Source organism: Photobacterium sp. TY1-4 (assembly GCF_025398175.1).
Lineage (GTDB): Bacteria > Pseudomonadota > Gammaproteobacteria > Enterobacterales > Vibrionaceae > Photobacterium.
Window position 1 is genome coordinate 2,867,374 of the sequence record NZ_CP099734.1, and the last position, 18,485, is coordinate 2,885,858.

The following is an 18,485-nucleotide window of genomic DNA, read 5'->3' on the forward strand; positions in this document are numbered from 1 at the left end:
AGGGATGGTTCTCTGCCCCGGATTCTATCCTGATCCGGGAGGACAACCAAGCCATGCTGCCTTCCGGATCAACCCCAACGCCCATTCCAGCCCGCAACCGCGCGCCCCTAGTACTTGGCCGACAACTCGTTGGCCTTGAGCAGCGGGGTTTTCTTGCCGATCAAATCACCGTAATAGACCTCGAACATCAGGATATTTTGCACATAGCCCCGGGTTTCGTTAAACGGGATCGCCTCGATAAACGCGTACACGTCCAGCTCGCCGTCGGTTTCCGCCCGCCAGCGCTTCACCCGTCCGGGGCCGGCGTTATAGGCGGCAAAGGCAAAAATCCGGTTGTTGTCGTATTGCTCCAGCATCATTTTCAGATAGCCGCTGCCAAGGCGAATATTCACCCCGGGATCGAGCAGGCTGCCTTTGCCTTCATAGCTGCGGCCCAGCTTGTGGGCAGTCTCTTTGGCCGTCGCCGGCATCAGTTGCATCAGCCCACGCGCCCCGACCGGCGACACCGCATCGACATTGAGCGCGCTTTCCTGACGTGCCAGCGCCATCATGGTGGTGGCCGGCAACTCGCGTTTTTTGCTGAAAAAGTCGAACCACCACTTATGGGCAATCGGGAACCGCAACTCAATGTAATCCCACAGCTGGCCGGAAATGGTGGCCTGCACCGCCAGGTGATGCCACTTATTGGCGGCCGCATAGGTGGCCAGCATCAGCACCTGCTCACTGTCCATGCCATCGAGCAGGTAATGCCATTCACGCCGGGCGGCGAACTCCTTATCCATGGCGATCAATTCTTTGATCCGGCTCAGCGTCTGGCCGTACTGCTTGATCAGGCCCCGCGGCTTGGCCGGACTCTTGATCGGATACAGGATGGGTTTGCCCAGCACCGTGGCGGCCGCAGCGCTGTAGAAGTCCCGCTGCCCTAGGATCGAGCGATAAGCCTCATCCGCGCCCTGCTGATCGCCGCTCAGCGCCATCAGGCGGGCACGCCAGAAGATCCAGCGCGGGGTTGACTGAGCCGCCGACGGCAGACGCTCAAGCCACTGGGCAACCGCTTTCCAGTCGGCATCGCGGATCGCCATACGGATCCGCCGCTCCAGCAGGCGGGTGCTCTGGCTGGTTTTCAGCTTGTCGTCACGCCATTGGATCAGAGCTGTATCGTCGGTCGAGAACAGCCAGGCCGCGGTGTAATCCGCCATTTGCTGGCGCTTATGCTTGCGAAAATGCTGGCCGGCCATGGTGCGCTCATACTGCGCCACCGCTTCGCGGACATCTGTTCGCACCAGGCGCTTATAGGCCAGCAACGTCAGGTTCTGGTGAAACGGCGTCACCCGGCTGCGTTTGGCAAACTCGGCGACGTTTTCCGGCGCATCAAACAACGCCAGCACATCGCTGCCCCGGGTCTTGCCCTTGCCAGACAGCTGGCGATTGAGGTAGTTGAGGCGGCTGCGCTCCCCCTCTTCGAACACCAGTAACATCCGATCCAGGATCAGGGTATTAGTTCTGCGTCCGGCCGCCTGCCATTTGTTCAGCAAGGGGTCGCAGGCATCGCTGAGGGATTTCCCGGTCAGCCACAACGAGGCGGCGCCCTGCCAGGCCATCTCGGCATTGCCGAGCTTGCTCTGGGCATAGTAATAATGACACCGCAGCACTTCCCCGCCCGGCGGCATCGGCTGAATATCAATAAAGTTCTGCCAGCGTTCATCTTCGGCCAGCTTTTCCAAGTAGCGGGTCTTAATACTGGTGCTGAACGGCAGGCTTTGGTACTTGGCAATAAAATCTTCCACCTCGGCCGGGGTTTTCTCCGACAACTGGCGGGAGAAGTCACGGTAATCAAGGTACGGCACCAGCGGGTAGCCGTCGAGCTTACTGCGCAACTGGCGGTAGCGGCTGATCTCTTCCTGGTTCAGCGCCTCCCCGGCTTGCTCATACCATTCACGCTGCTGCTCCAGCGAAGCTGCCAGCCCCGTCGAACCGCTTAACAGACCTACCGAGATCACAACCATCGGTAGTAATTTACGGGTAATCAAGCAAATCACAACATCATCCTACTTACGGCTCCTGGCAACACATCCTGTTCATGCTGGCCCTTTGCTGCGCGGCATCCTGAACAGAACCACGGTTCCTGAACATTGCCGCGATGCCGGGCCCGGCGCAGTCTGTGTTTATCTTAACCGCTAATTATGAACATAGCTGTTAAACTTATGTCCAGAACAGGTAAAATACCCCTTTCATTTAGTTTAGAGATCGCAAACGGATATGGCTGAATACGTCTATACCATGTCGCGCGTAGGCAAGATCGTCCCGCCTAAGCGCCAAATTCTGAAAGATATTTCCCTGAGTTTCTTCCCTGGCGCCAAGATCGGTGTTCTGGGCCTGAACGGTTCCGGTAAATCAACTCTGCTGCGCATCATGGCCGGGATCGATACCGATATCGAAGGTGAAGCACGTCCGCAACCGGGCCTGAATGTCGGCTACTTGCCGCAGGAGCCGGTCCTGGACGAAGAAAAAACCGTCCGCGAAGTGGTGGAAGAAGCCGTGGATGATGTGAAACACGCCCTGACCCGCCTGGATGCCGTGTACGCCGCGTACGCCGAGCCGGATGCGGACTTCGACGCGCTGGCCAAAGAGCAAGGCGAGCTGGAAGCCCTGATCGCCGCGAAAGACGGTCACAACCTGGACAACCAGCTGGAGCGTGCGGCCGATGCCCTGCGCCTGCCGGAGTGGGATGCCCAAATCAAACACCTGTCGGGGGGTGAGCGTCGCCGTGTGGCCATTTGTCGCCTGCTGCTGGAAAAACCAGACATGCTGCTGCTCGACGAACCAACCAACCACCTGGATGCCGAATCTGTGGCGTGGCTGGAGCACTTCCTGGTTGATTACAGCGGGACTGTGGTTGCCATCACGCACGACCGTTACTTCCTGGACAACGCTGCCGGCTGGATCCTGGAGCTGGACCGTGGTGAAGGGATCCCTTGGGAAGGCAACTACACCTCCTGGCTGGAGCAGAAAGATGCCCGTCTGAAGCAAGAAGCCTCCCAAGAGAAAGCGCGCCAGAAGACCATCGAGAAAGAGCTGGAGTGGGTTCGCCAGAATCCGAAGGGCCGTCAGGCAAAATCCAAAGCGCGTATGGCACGCTTTGAAGAGCTGACCAACACCGACCACCAGCGCCGGAACGAAACCAACGAGCTGTTCATCCCGCCGGGTGAGCGCCTGGGCGACAAGGTCATCGACGTTAACAACCTGACCAAATCGTTCGGTGATCGCGTGCTGATTGACGACCTGTCCTTCAGCGTGCCGAAAGGGGCGATCGTCGGTATCATCGGTGCCAACGGTGCCGGTAAATCAACCCTGTTCAAGATGCTGAGCGGCTCCGAGCAACCGGATGCCGGCTCTATCGAGCTGGGTGATACCGTGAAACTGGCCTCTGTCGAGCAGTTCCGCGACAGCATGAACGACAACAACACGGTTTACCAGGAGATCTCGGAAGGTTCGGATATTATCCGTATCAACAACTTCGAGCTGCAATCCCGTGCGTACGTCTCGCGCTTCAACTTCAAAGGTAGCGACCAGCAGAAACGCATCGGCGAGCTGTCCGGTGGTGAGCGCAACCGTGTCCACTTGGCGAAACTGCTGAAAGCCGGCGGCAACGTGCTGCTGCTCGATGAACCGACCAACGACCTGGACGTTGAAACCCTGCGTGCCCTGGAAGAAGCCCTGCTGGAATTCCCGGGCTGTGCCATGGTGATCTCGCACGACCGTTGGTTCCTGGACCGCATCGCGACCCACATCCTGGACTACCGTGATGAAGGTCAGGTGAACTTCTTCGAAGGGAACTACACCGAGTACGCCGAGTGGCTGAAGAAAACGCTGGGCGCGCAGGCTGCTGAGCCGCACCGCATCAAGTACAAGCGGATTGCCAAATAACCGGCACGGCATTTGACCGCCAACACGGTCAAACGCGAACAAGATCAAACGCGAACCAGGGCTGCCTCGGCAGCCCTTTTTAATGCCGGAGAAAATTGTGCTTTCTGTCGCTATCTTGCGACAAAATTGCGCCGGGACGGCATATTTTGTGAGCTATTTTCTGGAGAAAAGTCTCAATATTCATTACACTTAAGCGGATAAAAACATCAATAAGTCCTGCATATGACCGAACGTCGACACTTTATCCGTATTTTATACCAAGCACCGGCTGAGCTTCAGCAAGGGACACGTGTTTGGACGGCAGAAGTGCGTGATTTGTCATTGCAAGGGGTGCTGCTCACCTGCCCGCCTGACTGGGCACCTGAAGCCGACACGACAACCGATCCAACCTACCGCGTGCGCTTCACCCTCCACGACAGCGACATCACCCTGACCATGGACACCCGGCTGGTCCACCACGACAGCCATTATCTGCGCCTGCAGATCCACCATTTTGATATTGACAGTGTCAGTCACCTCAAACGGCTCGTCGAACTCAACGTCGGGACCGATACGCTGCTCAAACGCGAGCTTGAACACCTGGCCGACCTGCACAACCCCTAGTGCAAAACAGGCGTTCGCGTCACAACAACTCCTGGCACAAATAACAATAAAAATGCTGACAACAGCAACATCCCTGGCAAAAACAAAATAAAAGCAACCATAAACCATGTCCGACAACCATCGACCGTCAACCCCGACGCAGCGCGTTACTGCCCGGGACTGGCTGAACCATTACAATAAACGCAATCTCATCCTGTTTTTCAGCACGTTTCTGCTCATGCTGGGGGCCGGCAGCTACAGCGTCTATCAGCTCTATCTGCAAAACCAGGCGGCCAGCCACCAACTGAGCCAGCTCAGCTTCCGCACCCAGGAGCTGATCGCATCGTTATCGGAAGAAAATGCCGCCAACCAGAGCCTGACCCAGGAGCTGGAAGAAAAGAAACACGCACTCAAAACCCTGACCCAGCGGGTCGATGATGTCGAGACCATCCTCGGGCTGCAATCAGGCGACGGCGAAGATGTGCCGCTGGCACAGCGCGTCAACAGTGCCGCCGTCAGCTCTGCGGTGCGGGGCACCCTGTTCCGCCTGCTGCCGAACGGCAGTCCGACCCCGGGGATCCGCATGTCATCGGGCTTCGGTACCCGGGTCCACCCGGTCACCGGCAAACGCCGGCGCCACCGCGGCCTGGACTTTGCCGCCAACACCGGCACCCCTGTCTATGCCCCGGCGGACGGCGTGATTGAAGCCGTGCGTCCGAGCAAAAAAGGCTCAGGTAATTTTATCAAGCTCAACCATTCACTGGGCTTTGCCAGCACCTACTCGCACCTGAGCCGCTTTAACGTCAAGCGCGGCCAGTTCGTGCGCAAAGGCGAGCTCATCGGCTGGTCCGGCAATACCGGCCTATCCACCGGCCCGCACCTGCACTATGAGATCCGCTTCCTGGGCCGGGCGCTCAACCCACGGCCATTTGTCGAATGGACCCCGGACAGCTTCGATACCCTGTTCGAGAAAGAAACCACGGTTCAGTGGGCTTCCCTGCTGGAGATGGTCAACACCATCGTCTCGATGCAGGTTCAGCTGACCCAGGCCCCGGTCGACACCCGGCCCATCACTACCGCCAGCAACCAGCCGGTCGGCGAGCCGGCAGCCGGGAGCGATGCGACGATACAATAGCCCCGGAACCGCTATTGCTGCCCACCAACAAAAACGAGAGCACACTATGCTCTCGTTTAGGCTCTCGTTTTTTAATCTTTACTGTTTTCAGCGGCAGAATCACCGCCGCGGCACTTACATCGCGACCCGCTCAAAGGCTTCCAGCGCCTCTTTCAGATCTTCGACCGGAATAATGTCAATGCCGTTGATCTGGCGGCTGAAGTTGGCTTTCGGCACAATCGCCCGGGTAAAGCCCTGCTTAGCCGCCTCGCGGATCCGCTCCATGCCGTTGGCCGCCGGACGGATATCACCGTTCAGGCCCAGCTCGCCGAACACCAGCACGTCCTGCGGCAGCGGCGCATTCTTGAAACTGGAGAAAATCGCCAGCAACACCGCCATATCCGCCGAGGTTTCGTCAATCTTGATCCCGCCGACACAGTTCACAAAAATATCCATGTCCGAGAGCATCACCCCACCGTGGCGGGCCAGCACCGCAATCGACATCGCCAGGCGGTTGGCGTCATAACCCACTGTCAGGCGGCGCGGGACTTCGGTCACCGAGCTGTTACACAGCGCCTGCACTTCCACCAGCAGCGGCCGGGTACCTTCCCACAGCGTGGTACACACCGAGCCGGCATGGTTCTTGTTCGAGCGGCTGAGGAAGATCGCCGACGGGTTCTTCACCTGCTTCATGCCGGTTTCCGTCATCGCAAAGAAGCAGGACTCGGAATCGGCACCGAAACGGTTTTTCGAGGTCCGCAGCACCCGGAATTTTTCATCCGACGTGGAAGACAGGGCAAACAGGCCATCGACAATGTGGATCAGCTGCATCGGCCCGGCGACGTTCGAGTCTTTGTTGATATGGCCGACAATCATGAAGGTCACCCCTTCGGTCTTGGCAAACCGGGTCAGCGCCGCCGCCGATTCCTTGACCTGGCTCGGGCTGCCGGCAGCCGATTCGTTGTGGGCCACGGTCATGGTCTGGATCGAGTCGATGATCACAAACTCGGCTTTCTGCTGGGTGACATGGTGAAGGATTTGCTCCACCGAGGTTTCCGCCACTACATTGATATTATCGAGGTTCTGTGTGCCCAGTCGCTTGGCCCGCTGGGAGATCTGATGAATCGACTCTTCCCCCGAGACATACAGCGATGGTTTGGTGGCCGCCACCGAGCCGATGCTTTGCAGCAGCAGGGTGGATTTCCCGGCCCCCGGATCGCCACACAGCAGCAGGACCGAGCCCGGTACAATGCCGCCGCCCAGCACCCGATCGAGTTCGGAAATCCCGGAGGTAAAGCGCGGCAGATCTTTGCTTTCCACTTCGGACAGGCGCTGGACCTTGGTCGCCGAACCGGCATAACTGCTGGTCGCCGCCGGCGCGCCGCCGACCGCAGCACGGGTTTTCGGGATCGTGAACTCGGTAATGGTATTCCAGGCGGCACAGGCGCTGCATTGTCCCTGCCAGCGGGGGAAATCGGCACCACATTCACTACATACATATGCGCGCTTGGTTTTTGCCATGTCTCACCTATATTTTGTCTTATTTTCCAGCCAATTATTGACCGGAAACACATTAAAAACAGCGTAACGTCATAAATGTTACTACTGCGCTAAACTTTTGCTGCAAAATGCAGATAATAACGGAAGGACTCCTATATCAAAAAGCCTATGTTGCCGGATACTCAAAAAGGATTGATTGAACAGCTCATTCCCGTCTATGACAGCGAAGATTTCGATGACGTCTTCCAGATGATGACGCAAGATGCCACGGGCCCGATGAAACTCCAGATCAAAATGGAGCTGAACCGGATCATGGCGCCCTGCTACCAGATCGTCGATCTCCGGGGTCGGGTGAACGGTGAATGCCGCCCCTATGAGCTCAACGGCTTAGTACACTGGCTCGATGACGTCGCGCTCAATACCTATCACAAGCGGATCAAAGTGTTCGGCGGCAAATACCGGGTCGGCCTGTATGAAGCGCTGATGAATACCCGCAATAACTTCCGGGTACTGCACCAGCAGCAAAAACAAACCGTCACGGAAACCAGCACGCCCCTGCGCGATACCCAGTTTGACGCCTCGCTGATCCGCTTTGGCCACTACCTGACCCGTCAGGAAAACCGGCTGCGTATGAGCACGCCGGTCAACCTGCTGCTGCCGTTCAACCAGCACGTCCATGGCACCACATCGGATCTGTCCTATTCCGGCGCCAAATTCAAAGTCCCGTCCGCGTTTAAATACGCCCTGGGGCAAACCATCAAGGCCACTTTTCCCAAGCTGGCAGAAGACTATCGCGACAAACGCCTCAACCTGGAAACCGAGTACCGAATTGTCGGCATTGATGACAGCAAGGATAACGACAGCTTCCGGTGGCTGCGACTGAAACGGATCAGTGACAATACCGCCATCCGCGAAGCCATTGACCGCAGCCAGCAGACCCCGCAGCAGCGGACCCGGAAAAACTACGACGACCGCGTGATCCAGGTGCGTACCAAAGGCTACGAGCACTGCTATCTCAAGCATACCACCAGCATGCCGCTGTTCTTTGCCGGGGACCAGCTCAAGTACTGCCTGCTGACCAACCACAACCGCCATATCTGGGACGGCTGGCACGATGAGCGCAACCAACCGGTGATCAACCACCTGCTGTCCAAAGAGCGTATGGCCAGCCTGGGCAAACCGGGGCTCAAACAGTGCAGCACGCTGATTTACAGCTTCAGCCACGAGCATGACAACAAGAGCTACTTCTACTCTGCTGCGCTGCCGGAGCTGACCAAGGAGCAGCGCCACCTGTTCTGGCATATCGGGGCCGCCCGCAAGAGCTGGCGTGTCAGTCGCCTGACCATCCAGCCGATCAGCCCGGACGATCTGGAGCGGTTACAGGAAATTGCCCCGGACATGTATGAGCAGCTCAACAAGCTGACCCACATCGGGATTTTGCAGGATCTGACCAACGAGCACGCCCAGCCGGACTATCGCCTGGCGGTTAAACCCAGTCTGCCGGGCAAAGTCCTGCAAAACTACCGCCACCCGCGCAATCCGGTGGCGACGGCCAATGCCATTTTCTTTGATCCCAAGCCGCAGCGCAGCGAGTCACGGTTTCAGTTTGAAACCAGGGTACTGATGCAGCACGAGGAGCACCCGATGGTGGAAGGCACCAGTGTCGACCTGTCGATCCACGGCTTGAACCTGAACCTCAACTATCCCCTGCCGATCAAGCGGGGCGACAAGGTGTCAATCACCTTCGACGAGCTGCAAAAGCGGGACAAGAAGGCACCGCTGAGCCAGATCCCCTACACCGTGGTGCGGGTCAGTCCGGATTTCACCAATATCCAGATGACAACCGGCAGCGGGGCAATTGCCATGAAGGGGGAGCAATACCTGCGCCGCCTGATCCAACAAAATGAGCGAGCCCTGCCGTTGGTGGCTGAGCCGCTGCCCAAAGGGGAGCTGCTGCTGGCGATGCACCAGATGCTGCTGACCCGGCTCAATACCATTCCGTATTTTACGGAAAAAGAAAACCACAAGATCAAGCTCAAGGCGTTCGGCTGCAACTTCCCGCTACCGAAGCTACCGAAACTGTTCAACCAGGTCGCCGGCGGCAGTTTGTTTTCGCTGGAGCCGATTTTCAAAAACCGCCTCAACCGGATGCTGGCCGAGCCGATGCGCCCGGTGGAGATCCGCAAGCCCTACATTCACGAGCTGTATCTGTGGATTGAGCGCAAGGGCGATCAGGTGACGCGGCTCAAGAGCCAGCTCATTGACGAGTTTGAGAGTATTGATGAGCGGATCCAGTTCATCAAACAGGCCCGGGCCAGAGGCGAATTCATGGCGCTGCGGGTCACGGCCGTCCCGGTGTTAGAGCCGATGACCGCCCTGACCGGCATCGAGCTCGGCGAGCTGGCCCGAATGACCCTGCACCGGGCCCGGGCGCTGGAAAACGAGTTCACCTCCCTGATCGGCTGCGGCGAGATCTATGACATCAGCGATGAAGTGCTGATCCGGCTCGAAATCGTCTGAATCGCGGCAGTGCCATATGGGCATATAAATAACCGGGGCGAGTGAATTCACTCGCCCCGGTTATTTCCAGCTATCGTCTTCTGAGCGGATCGGGGTTATCAGCCAGTCCCCTGCCAGTCAAACCCCTTCGGCATTACCAGCCGATCCCCTGCGGCAGCAGTGACGCCGACAGAATACACATCACCCCGCCCAAATCGGCATGGCGAATGCTGCTCGGCGCTTCCGCCTGCACCTTCGGCTTGGCATGGTAGGCAATGCCCAGTCCGGCCGCCTTGATCATCAACAAATCGTTGGCCCCATCCCCAATGGCCACTGTGTTGTGCGGTGGGATGTCATATTCTTCGGCCAGCATATGCAGAATATCGGCCTTCACCTGCGCATCCACCACCGCGCCCAGTACCTGGCCGGTCAGCTTGCCGTCGACTATCTCCAGGGTGTTCGAGCGGGCATAGTCCAATGCCAGCGTCTCCTTGAGGTGATCCGAGAAATAGGTAAACCCGCCGGAAGCAATCGCCACTTTCCAGCCATAATGCTGCAGAGTCTTCACCAGCTCAGGCAGCCCCGGCATCAGCGGCAGCTCAGCACGGACCGATTCAAGGATCGCAGCATCGGCCCCGGCCAGCGCCGCTACCCGCTGACGCAGGCTTTGTTCAAAGTCCAGCTCGCCCTGCATCGCCCGCTCGGTGACGGCCGAGACCTGCTCACCGACCCCGGCCAGCACCGCGATCTCATCAATACACTCAATCTCGATCGCAGTCGAGTCCATGTCCATCACCACCACACCCGGCTCGGACAGATCCGGTAAATCGCGCGTATCGGCAAAATCGAGTTCATAATGAATAAGCGCCTCGATCAACGACGCCGACAACGCATCACCGAGCAGCAACGCATCGTACGGCCCGACCTTCCAGGCCGCGACCACCTGCAACGGCTCTCCCTGATGGGCGCCGATCAGATCCACCAGCTCCGCCGTGATCCGGCGTCCATACACCAGGGTATGGGCACGCTGACGCGCCAGATTCGAGGCACTCACGACTTGCGGAAACTGGGTATGCAGGGTGGTATGTTTTTTTACTGTAAGCACTTGGGACATCCATGTTTGAGAATCACTGCTATCAAAGTACCCTATTGCAATTTATCAGGGCAAGTCCCAATATGACATTCGGTTAGAGTTCCATAGACACGGTTATGATGATTCTGAAAAAAATGCGCCTGCGGCGCTTCTGGCAGGTGCTGGTGCTGGCTGCCAGCCTCGGCGGCTTGGTCGCTATGCTCGAATACGGCGCCGATCTCAACCTGCGTAACTACCGCGCCCTGAGCGAGCAAACCCAGACGCTGTCACGCATGGTCGTCCGCCAAGCGGCCGCGACGGCTGCCCAGGATATGCTGGACAAAGATCAGAACAAGCTGCAAGCCCTGGTGCAGCGGCTGTCTGAGGAGCCATTGATCCTCGATGCCAGCATCTATGATTTGGAAGGGGTGACGGTCGCACAGACCGAAGAGGCCATGCCGCTGGAGCAGGTCACCGGCATGTCGACCCCGCTGTCAGTGGCAAGCTTTGGCCGCCAACAGGTCGTCGAGCCGATCATGACCGAAGATCAGGTCGTCGGGTTTGTCCGGATCACCTTAGAACAAGGCCGGTTACTGGAAAAAGCCGCCAGCCAGGTCGACTACATGACCAACACCATTCGCGCCCTGATCCTGGCCGGGCTGATGATTGGCTTCCTGCTGGCCTATACCTTCGGCCGCCGCAAGGATATCTGGCACTTCCCGTTCCTGCTGACCTCGAACAAGCAGGACTAAGCGCCAACATCGGCCCCGAGTACCCAACAGCTCAGCCACCAAAAACTCAGCAATCAAAAAATCCAACAACCAAAAAGGGCTTGCCATCCGGCAAGCCCTTTTTCGATCACCAGCTCCGTTACGCTGCGATTACGCTTCTTCAGCGTCACCCAGCAGAACAGATTCCAGCGCGATCTCAATCATCTCGTTGAAGGTCAGCTGACGCTCTTCAGAGGTGGTTGCTTCGCCGCGCAGGATGTGATCCGACACCGTACAGATCGTCAGTGCCTTGGCACCAAACTCAGCTGCCAGACCGTAGATACCGGCCGCTTCCATCTCCACACCCAGGATGCCGTACTGCTTCATGGTTTGGAAGAACTCGAAATCCGGGTTGTAGAACAGATCCGCCGAGAACAGGTTACCGACTTTAACCTCGATGCCTTTCGCTTTGGCTGCTGCCGCGGCGTGCTTCACCATGTCGAAATCAGCCAGCGCCGCGAAGTCGTGATCGCCGAAGCGAATACGGTTCACTTTCGAGTCCGTAGAGGCGCCCATGCCGATCACCACATCACGCAGGTTCACATCGTCACGCACCGCACCACAGCTGCCCACACGGATGATTTTCTTCACACCGTAGTCTTTGACCAGCTCCGTGCCGTAGATCGAGCACGACGGGATCCCCATACCGTGACCCATCACGGAAATACGACGGCCTTTGTAGGTCCCGGTGTAACCGAACATGTTGCGCACGTTACAGACTTCTTTCGCATCGTCCAGGAAGGTTTCTGCAATGTACTTGGCACGCAGCGGATCGCCCGGCATCAGTACAACGTCAGCAAAATCACCCTTTTCAGCATTAATGTGAGGAGTAGCCATTGTTTATTCCTTACTGTTTTCTGTTGAATGTTGATGATTCAACACAAGTTTGCAATCGAAAGTGCTGTTTCGAAGGATAGACGTCATCCTCCGAAACCGCGACCGGCAGCGTTACAGGAACGACTTGCCGTAGTCCATATCTGAAATTCCGAAGTATTCTGCCAGGCTCTGGCCGATGTCGGCAAACGTCTCACGGCGACCCAGTGAGCCCGCTTTGATTTTCGGACCGGTGACCAGCACCGGGATGTGCTCACGGGTGTGGTCGGTGCCTTCCCAGGTCGGATCGCAACCATGGTCTGCGGTCAGGATCAGCACGTCGTCTTCGGCCAGCAGCTCCAGAATTTCCGGCAGACGCTTGTCGAAGTATTCCAGCGCGGCCGCATAACCGGCCACATCACGGCGGTGGCCGTAAGCGGAATCGAAATCAACGAAGTTGGTGAACACGATGGTGTTGTCACCCGCTTGCTTGATCTCTGCCATGGTGGCGTCAAACAGCGCCGGGATCCCGGTGGCTTTGACTTTCTTGGTGATGCCGCAACCGGCGTAGATATCAGAGATCTTCCCGATCGAGACCACCTCACCGTTTTTCTCCTCCACCAGCTTTTGCAGTACGGTGGCTGACGGCGGCTCAACCGACAGATCGCGACGGTTGCCGGTGCGCTCGAACTGACCTTTACCCGGGCCGATAAACGGACGGGCGATCACGCGGCCGATGTTGTACTCTTCCAGCTCTTCACGCACGATTTGGCACAGTTCCAGCAGGTTATCCAGGCCGTAAGTCTCTTCATGACAGGCGATCTGGAACACCGAGTCGGCCGAGGTGTAGAAGATCGGTTTGCCGGTCTTCATGTGCTCTTCGCCCAAATCGTCCAGCACCTGAGTGCCGGAAGCGTGGCAGTCACCCAGGTAGCCCGGCAGGTTAGCACGTTCAACAATACGATCGAGCAGCGCTTTCGGGAAGCTGTTGCTGTGATCGGTAAAGTAACCCCAGTCAAACAGCACCGGGACACCGGCAATTTCCCAGTGACCGGACGGGGTATCTTTGCCCGAAGACAGCTCTTTGGCGTGACCGTAAGCACCGGTGATTTCTGCATCGGCATCCAGGCCCGCCGGGAATACACCCGAAGACTCTTCACATGCTTTACCCAGACCCAGCTTGGTCAGGTTCGGCAGGTGCAACGGACCGCTGCGCTCGCCGTTGTCTGCTTCACCACGGGCACAACGCTCCGCGATATGACCCAGGGTGTTCGAACCCACATCGCCGAAATCAACGGCATCTTCCGTGGCCCCGATACCAAATGAGTCAAGAACCAGAATAATTGAACGTTTCATGTGTACTCCATTAAAGATCGTCAAGGCGAATACGGCGATAAACTTCCGGGGTCGCAGCCGGTTTCTCATCCGCCACCGTAATACTGGCGCGAACCGCTTTGGCTGCTTCTTCCCACTGGGCTTCAGTGCGGGCGTGGATCACGGCCAGCGGCGTCTCGGCATTCACTTCAGCGCCCAGACAAATCATGTCGCTCAGGCCCACCGCGTAGTCGATGGTATCGGAAGCCACACGGCGACCGCCGCCCATTTCCACCACGGCCATTCCCAGCGCTCGGGTATCCATGGCGTAGGCATAACCGCTGGTCTCAGCAAACACAGGTTTGATCAGGTCCGCCGTTTCCAGATACTGGTCGTAGTTTTCCATGAAGTCCGCCGGGCCGCCCAGGCCAGCCACCATCTTGCCGAATCGCTTGGCCGCTTCGCCGTTGTCCAGCACCGTTTGCAGCTTCTCGCGCGCTTGAGTCAGATCGTCGGCTAAACCACTGTTTACTAACATTTCAGCACACAATGCCATGGTCACTTCAAATAAGCGAGGGTTGCGGTATTCACCGGTCAGGAATTGCACCGCTTCGCGAACTTCGAGCGCATTCCCGGCAGTCGAGGCCAGCACCTGGTTCATGTCGGTCAGCAGCGCGGTGGTTTTGGTGCCGGCACCGTTGGCCACCGCCACGATGGATTTGGCCAGCGCTTCCGAGGCTTCGTAGGTCGGCATGAAAGCACCCGAGCCCACTTTGACATCCATCACCAGAGAGCCCAGCCCGGCAGCCAGTTTCTTCGACAGGATCGAGGCGGTGATCAGGGAAATATTATCGACGGTTGCGGTGACATCCCGGGTAGCGTACACACGCTTGTCCGCCGGGGCCAGGTCACCGGTCTGGCCGATAATCGCCACGCCGGCGTCTTTGGTCACCTGACCGAACACGTCGTTGCTCGGGGTGATGTTATAACCCGGGATTGATTCCAGCTTGTCCAGCGTGCCACCGGTATGGCCCAGGCCACGGCCGGAAATCATCGGTACATAACCGCCACAGGCGGCAACCATCGGGCCGAGCATCAGCGAGGTGACATCGCCCACCCCACCGGTGGAGTGCTTGTCGACAATCGGGCCGTCAAAGTTCATGTGGCTCCAGTCGATCACCATGCCGGAGTCACGCATCGCACAGGTCAGCGCCACGCGCTCAGCCATGGTCATGTCGTTGAAATAAACGGCCATAGCGAAAGCGGCGATCTGGCCTTCGGAGACGGTGTCTTTGGCAATGCCTTGAATAAAGAAGTTGATTTCGTCCGCGGTCAGCTCAATGTTGTCGCGTTTTTTGCGGATAATTTCTTGTGGTAAATACATGGGATTCCCCCAATCAGAGAAGCGTGTAGGGCTGGTGACCATTTTCCGGCGGGGCGCAATCGCCCGCTCTTCACAATGTCCGGTCGCACTCGTGCCACGCTCAGACCTCTGCGGGGCAAGCACAATCGATAAACAGTCACGGGATTCATCCCCACCAGAAACCGTCTCTGTGTCACGGATCCGGAGGGGATCACAAATCAGGTGGCGCGGAGCCACCTGATTCAGGGAAGATTAGTAGCCGCCTTCCGCAGCTTTTTCACCTTCGCCCAGCGTGTGCAGCAGGTTCGCCAACAGGCTGGAGGCACCGAAACGGTAGTGCATGTTGTCGGCCCAGTCAGCGCCCAGGATACGGTCAGCCATGCCCAGGAACTGCTTGGCGTCTTCAGCGGTGCGAACACCACCGGCAGGCTTGAAGCCAACGGTCTTCTCAACGCCCATGTCTTTGATCACGGTCAGCATGATTTCTGCCGCTTCCGGGGTTGCGTTCACCGGCACTTTACCGGTTGAGGTTTTGATGAAGTCCGCGCCGGCTTTGATCGAAATCTCAGAGGCTTTTTGGATCAGCTCAGGCGTTTTCAGCTCGCCGGTTTCGATGATCACTTTCAGCAGGATGTCACCACAAGCGGCTTTACACTGCTTCACCAGCTCAAAACCGATTTCTTCATTACCGGCCATCAGGGCACGGTACGGGAAAACCACATCGACTTCATCAGCACCGTAAGCTACTGCTGCTTTGGTTTCAGCAACAGCAATGGCGATATCGTCGTTACCGTGCGGGAAGTTCGTGACCGTGGCGATGCGCACTTCCGGCGTCCCTTGCTCACGCAGTTGTTTTTTCGCTACAGGAATGAAACGTGGATAGATGCAGATCGCTGCTGTGTTGCCGACCGGGGTTTTGGCGTTCTTACACAGCTCGATGACTTTGGCGTCGGTGTCGTCGTCGTTCAGAGTGGTAAGATCCATTAGTTGAAGTGCACGCAGTGCAGCAGCTTTTAAATCGCTCATGACTATCTCCAGTCCAGTTATTTTCTACCAAGCTTATAGAAACTGTTCCATCCGCCTGAGGCGAACGGTAGCGCCACCGCACACGGTGCGCCTATCGCGAACAGTTCAATGAGCGGACTTGATTCCTTGAAGACTCAGGCTGACATTTCGAGATGTATAACCTGATTGATTTCCTTTTCACCGCGCAGGATATCCGGCCCTCCGGGTTACCCTGCCGTCGTGCCATCCAGCAAATCGTGACAAACATCTCATCACGACGTAAATCTACTGAAACAGCCACCGTCAATCTTTGATGGTTCCCGCCCATCATAGCAAGCTGATGAACACCCCACCATCAAAGATACGTTTCCTATAGTGGACAATCTGTTTACCGCTAGAACACAATCTGCAGCGTATCGCCTCCGTCATAAGGAGGTAAAAAAGTGCTCGATAATCCAGCGGTAAGCGATCGCGCCCAGGTATACCCCGACGATCCCCATCACCCCGGAAAGTACCGGCGGTGCCGGGATTGGCAGCTTAATCGCTGAAAACAAAACCCCGACGATAAACCCGGCCAGGAGCGCCAGCAGAACTTCATACATGACATTCATACACTTCTCTCTGTCTGTCACAGTACCCAGAAAAGTGTAGTCTGCTGCACCTGAGGTGTCGCTTGTTCACTACCGCCCATGGTAAACAATGCCGAGTGGCAGAAATCGGAGCGCAATCGATTTTATGGCTTTTCCCTGCCGCCGGTTCCGGAAATGTTTACCCAGGGTGTTGATGGCTGTGGCTGTGCTTTTTCAGAAACAGAGGCAGAGGCAGAGGCAGAGGCAGAGGCAGAGGCAGAGGCAGAGGCAGAGGCAGAGGCAGAGGCAGAGGCAGAGGCATAGCAACAGAGTCGGGTGGATAGCGCAAGCGCCGGGGAATCAAGTAGCCAGGCGTTCCAAGTGCCCGGCAGATCTCGCGGATACTGAAGCGTCAGGCCGCAGGGCTCCGAACTCCGGGATCCGGGATCCGGGCTTTGGGCTTTGGGCTTTGGGCTTTGGGCTTTGGGCATTATCGGGACGACAGATACAAAAACGCCACAGCTAGGCTGTGGCGTTTGGCATCCTCAGTTGAGGAGTGTCTTACATCGCGCTCAGGCTGATGAACAGACCTGCGATGGTCGCAGACATCAGGTTCGACAGCGTACCTGCGGCAACGGCTTTCATACCGAAGCGTGCAATATCGTGACGACGGTTCGGGGCAATGCTCCCCAGACCACCCAGCAGAATGGCGACTGAAGACAGGTTCGCGAAACCACACAGGGCAAACGAGATGATTGCTTTGGTCTTCTCAGACAGAACAACCGGCGCTGCATCACCCAGGTATGGGACGTAGCTCAGGTAAGCCACGAATTCGTTCAGGATCAGTTTCTGACCGATGAAAGAGCCCGCGATGTTGGCATCTGCCCATGGTACACCGATCAGGTAAGCCAGTGGCATGAACACGTAACCCAGGATCAGTTCCAGTGTCAGCTCAGGCATACCGAACCAGCCACCGATACCACCCAGCATCCCGTTGATCAGGGCAATCAGGCCCACGAACGCCAGCAGCATCGCACCGATGTTCAGTGCCAGTTGCATACCTGAAGAAGCGCCGCTTGCTGCTGCATCGATGGCATTAGCAGGCTTATCATCACCTTGTGCTTCATCACCAGACATTTGCTCGATCGGCGTGTCGGTTTCAGGCTTGATGATTTTCGCGAACAGCAGGCCACCTGGTGCTGCCATGAACGAGGCTGCGATCAGGTACTCCAGTGGAACACCCATCGCGGCATAACCCGCCAGTACACCACCAGCAACAGACGCCAGACCACCACACATAACCGCAAACAGCTCAGACTGCGTCATCTTTGGTACAAACGGACGCACAACCAGCGGCGCTTCAGTTTGACCAACAAAAATGTTAGCTGTTGCAGACATGGATTCCGCGTTCGATGTACCCAGCACTTTGCGCAGACCGCCACCCAATACGTTGATGACAACTTGCATCACGCCCAGGTAGTACAGCACGCTGATCAGTGCAGAGAAGAAGATAACCGTTGGCAGCACTTTGAATGCAAAGATGAAACCAATGCCTTCAACAGAGAAGTTCACCAGGTTACCGAACAGGAACTCAATACCGACATTACCATAGTCAATCACACTCTGAACGGCGCTACTCGCCGCGCCCAGTGCATCCTTACCCCACGGAATGTAAAGTACGAAAGCACCCAGAGTAAATTGAATGGCAAATGCCCCACCCACAGTACGTAAATTAATAGCTTTGCGGTTATCAGATAACAGTACTGCAATACCCAGCAGCACAGCCATCCCAACCAGGCTCATAAACAGGCTCATAGTTTATGGCATCCCTTTAAGTTTAAGTTTGGCGTCTCGACAATTCGGCTCATTTAAGAGTCCGCTGCATTATACAAACCCCATTCGGGATAAAGTAATGCTAACGTCACACTTTATGCGGAAACCAAATGATAGTTTAATC

At 57.0% G+C, this 18,485-nt stretch carries 14 protein-coding genes; 5 read left to right on the forward strand and 9 right to left on the reverse strand.

All coding sequences use genetic code 11. The annotated features are described in order from the left end of the window. Positions 1-107: 107 nt before the first annotated feature. Complete coding sequence (gene sltY, locus NH461_RS13415; protein ID WP_315903226.1) at positions 108-2,039, reverse strand: murein transglycosylase; 1,932 nt, start codon at positions 2,037-2,039, stop codon at positions 108-110. A gap of 220 nt (positions 2,040-2,259) precedes the next feature. Between sltY and ettA the strand changes: the two genes are divergently transcribed. The 3 genes from ettA (at position 2,260) to NH461_RS13430 (ending at position 5,644) form a co-directional block, all read left to right on the forward strand. Beyond that, a complete protein-coding gene (gene ettA / locus NH461_RS13420; protein WP_261600835.1) occupies positions 2,260-3,927 on the forward strand; it encodes an energy-dependent translational throttle protein EttA in 1,668 nt (555 codons plus the stop codon). Positions 3,928-4,149: 222 nt separating this feature from the next. Next, positions 4,150-4,530: a PilZ domain-containing protein gene (locus NH461_RS13425; RefSeq protein WP_261600836.1), complete on the forward strand. Its 381-nt coding sequence runs from the start codon at positions 4,150-4,152 to the stop codon at positions 4,528-4,530. Positions 4,531-4,636: 106 nt separating this feature from the next. Continuing rightward, positions 4,637-5,644 (forward strand): M23 family metallopeptidase, encoded by a 1,008-nt coding sequence (locus tag NH461_RS13430; protein WP_261600837.1) that lies wholly within the window; start codon positions 4,637-4,639, stop codon positions 5,642-5,644. A gap of 114 nt (positions 5,645-5,758) precedes the next feature. Here the strand turns inward: NH461_RS13430 and radA are convergent, their stop codons facing one another. Next, positions 5,759-7,144: a DNA repair protein RadA gene (gene radA, locus NH461_RS13435; RefSeq protein WP_261600838.1), complete on the reverse strand. Its 1,386-nt coding sequence runs from the start codon at positions 7,142-7,144 to the stop codon at positions 5,759-5,761. Between the two features lie 147 nt (positions 7,145-7,291). Between radA and NH461_RS13440 the strand changes: the two genes are divergently transcribed. Beyond that, a complete protein-coding gene (locus NH461_RS13440; protein WP_261600839.1) occupies positions 7,292-9,643 on the forward strand; it encodes a PilZ domain-containing protein in 2,352 nt (783 codons plus the stop codon). A gap of 133 nt (positions 9,644-9,776) precedes the next feature. Here NH461_RS13440 and serB read toward each other — a convergent pair whose 3' ends face one another. Beyond that, entirely contained in the window at positions 9,777-10,736 is a 960-nt protein-coding gene (gene serB / locus NH461_RS13445) for a phosphoserine phosphatase (RefSeq protein WP_261600840.1), read from the reverse strand. A gap of 95 nt (positions 10,737-10,831) precedes the next feature. Here serB and NH461_RS13450 point away from each other — a divergent pair, with 95 nt between their 5' ends. Further along, the gene (locus NH461_RS13450; protein WP_261600841.1) at positions 10,832-11,446 is read left to right on the forward strand and encodes a YtjB family periplasmic protein; all 615 of its coding nucleotides are present in this window, start codon (positions 10,832-10,834) and stop codon (positions 11,444-11,446) included. 129 nt (positions 11,447-11,575) lie between these two features. Here the strand turns inward: NH461_RS13450 and deoD are convergent, their stop codons facing one another. The 6 genes from deoD to NH461_RS13480 all read right to left on the reverse strand — a co-directional run bounded on the left by deoD (position 11,576) and on the right by NH461_RS13480 (position 18,343). After that, on the reverse strand, positions 11,576-12,301 hold the full coding sequence (deoD, locus tag NH461_RS13455) for a purine-nucleoside phosphorylase (protein WP_261600842.1): 726 nt from the start codon (positions 12,299-12,301) through the stop codon (positions 11,576-11,578). A 111-nt stretch (positions 12,302-12,412) separates the two neighbouring features. Then, positions 12,413-13,633, reverse strand: coding sequence for a phosphopentomutase (gene deoB, locus NH461_RS13460; RefSeq protein ID WP_261600843.1), 1,221 nt, complete (start codon positions 13,631-13,633; stop codon positions 12,413-12,415). 10 nt (positions 13,634-13,643) lie between these two features. After that, positions 13,644-14,975, reverse strand: coding sequence for a thymidine phosphorylase (gene deoA / locus NH461_RS13465; protein WP_261600844.1), 1,332 nt, complete (start codon positions 14,973-14,975; stop codon positions 13,644-13,646). Positions 14,976-15,206: 231 nt separating this feature from the next. After that, positions 15,207-15,980, reverse strand: a complete 774-nt coding sequence (gene deoC, locus NH461_RS13470; RefSeq protein ID WP_261600845.1) for a deoxyribose-phosphate aldolase — start codon at positions 15,978-15,980, stop codon at positions 15,207-15,209. Between the two features lie 404 nt (positions 15,981-16,384). Beyond that, positions 16,385-16,561 (reverse strand): XapX domain-containing protein, encoded by a 177-nt coding sequence (locus NH461_RS13475; protein ID WP_261602913.1) that lies wholly within the window; start codon positions 16,559-16,561, stop codon positions 16,385-16,387. A gap of 528 nt (positions 16,562-17,089) precedes the next feature. Further along, positions 17,090-18,343, reverse strand: a complete 1,254-nt coding sequence (locus NH461_RS13480; RefSeq protein WP_261600846.1) for a NupC/NupG family nucleoside CNT transporter — start codon at positions 18,341-18,343, stop codon at positions 17,090-17,092. Positions 18,344-18,485 lie beyond the last annotated feature (142 nt).

Excerpts from the sequence above, each read along its gene's own strand:
- ettA (WP_261600835.1), top strand. The coding sequence starts at position 2,260 with ATGGCTGAATACGTCTATACCATGTCGCGCGTAGGCAAGATCGTCCCG.
- NH461_RS13425 (WP_261600836.1), top strand. The coding sequence starts at position 4,150 with ATGACCGAACGTCGACACTTTATCCGTATTTTATACCAAGCACCGGCT.
- NH461_RS13430 (WP_261600837.1), top strand. The coding sequence starts at position 4,637 with ATGTCCGACAACCATCGACCGTCAACCCCGACGCAGCGCGTTACTGCC.
- radA (WP_261600838.1), bottom strand. The coding sequence starts at position 7,144 with ATGGCAAAAACCAAGCGCGCATATGTATGTAGTGAATGTGGTGCCGAT.
- NH461_RS13440 (WP_261600839.1), top strand. The coding sequence starts at position 7,292 with ATGTTGCCGGATACTCAAAAAGGATTGATTGAACAGCTCATTCCCGTC.
- serB (WP_261600840.1), bottom strand. The coding sequence starts at position 10,736 with ATGTCCCAAGTGCTTACAGTAAAAAAACATACCACCCTGCATACCCAG.
- NH461_RS13450 (WP_261600841.1), top strand. The coding sequence starts at position 10,832 with ATGATGATTCTGAAAAAAATGCGCCTGCGGCGCTTCTGGCAGGTGCTG.
- deoD (WP_261600842.1), bottom strand. The coding sequence starts at position 12,301 with ATGGCTACTCCTCACATTAATGCTGAAAAGGGTGATTTTGCTGACGTT.
- deoB (WP_261600843.1), bottom strand. The coding sequence starts at position 13,633 with ATGAAACGTTCAATTATTCTGGTTCTTGACTCATTTGGTATCGGGGCC.
- deoA (WP_261600844.1), bottom strand. The coding sequence starts at position 14,975 with ATGTATTTACCACAAGAAATTATCCGCAAAAAACGCGACAACATTGAG.
- deoC (WP_261600845.1), bottom strand. The coding sequence starts at position 15,980 with ATGAGCGATTTAAAAGCTGCTGCACTGCGTGCACTTCAACTAATGGAT.
- NH461_RS13475 (WP_261602913.1), bottom strand. The coding sequence starts at position 16,561 with ATGTATGAAGTTCTGCTGGCGCTCCTGGCCGGGTTTATCGTCGGGGTT.
- NH461_RS13480 (WP_261600846.1), bottom strand. The coding sequence starts at position 18,343 with ATGAGCCTGTTTATGAGCCTGGTTGGGATGGCTGTGCTGCTGGGTATT.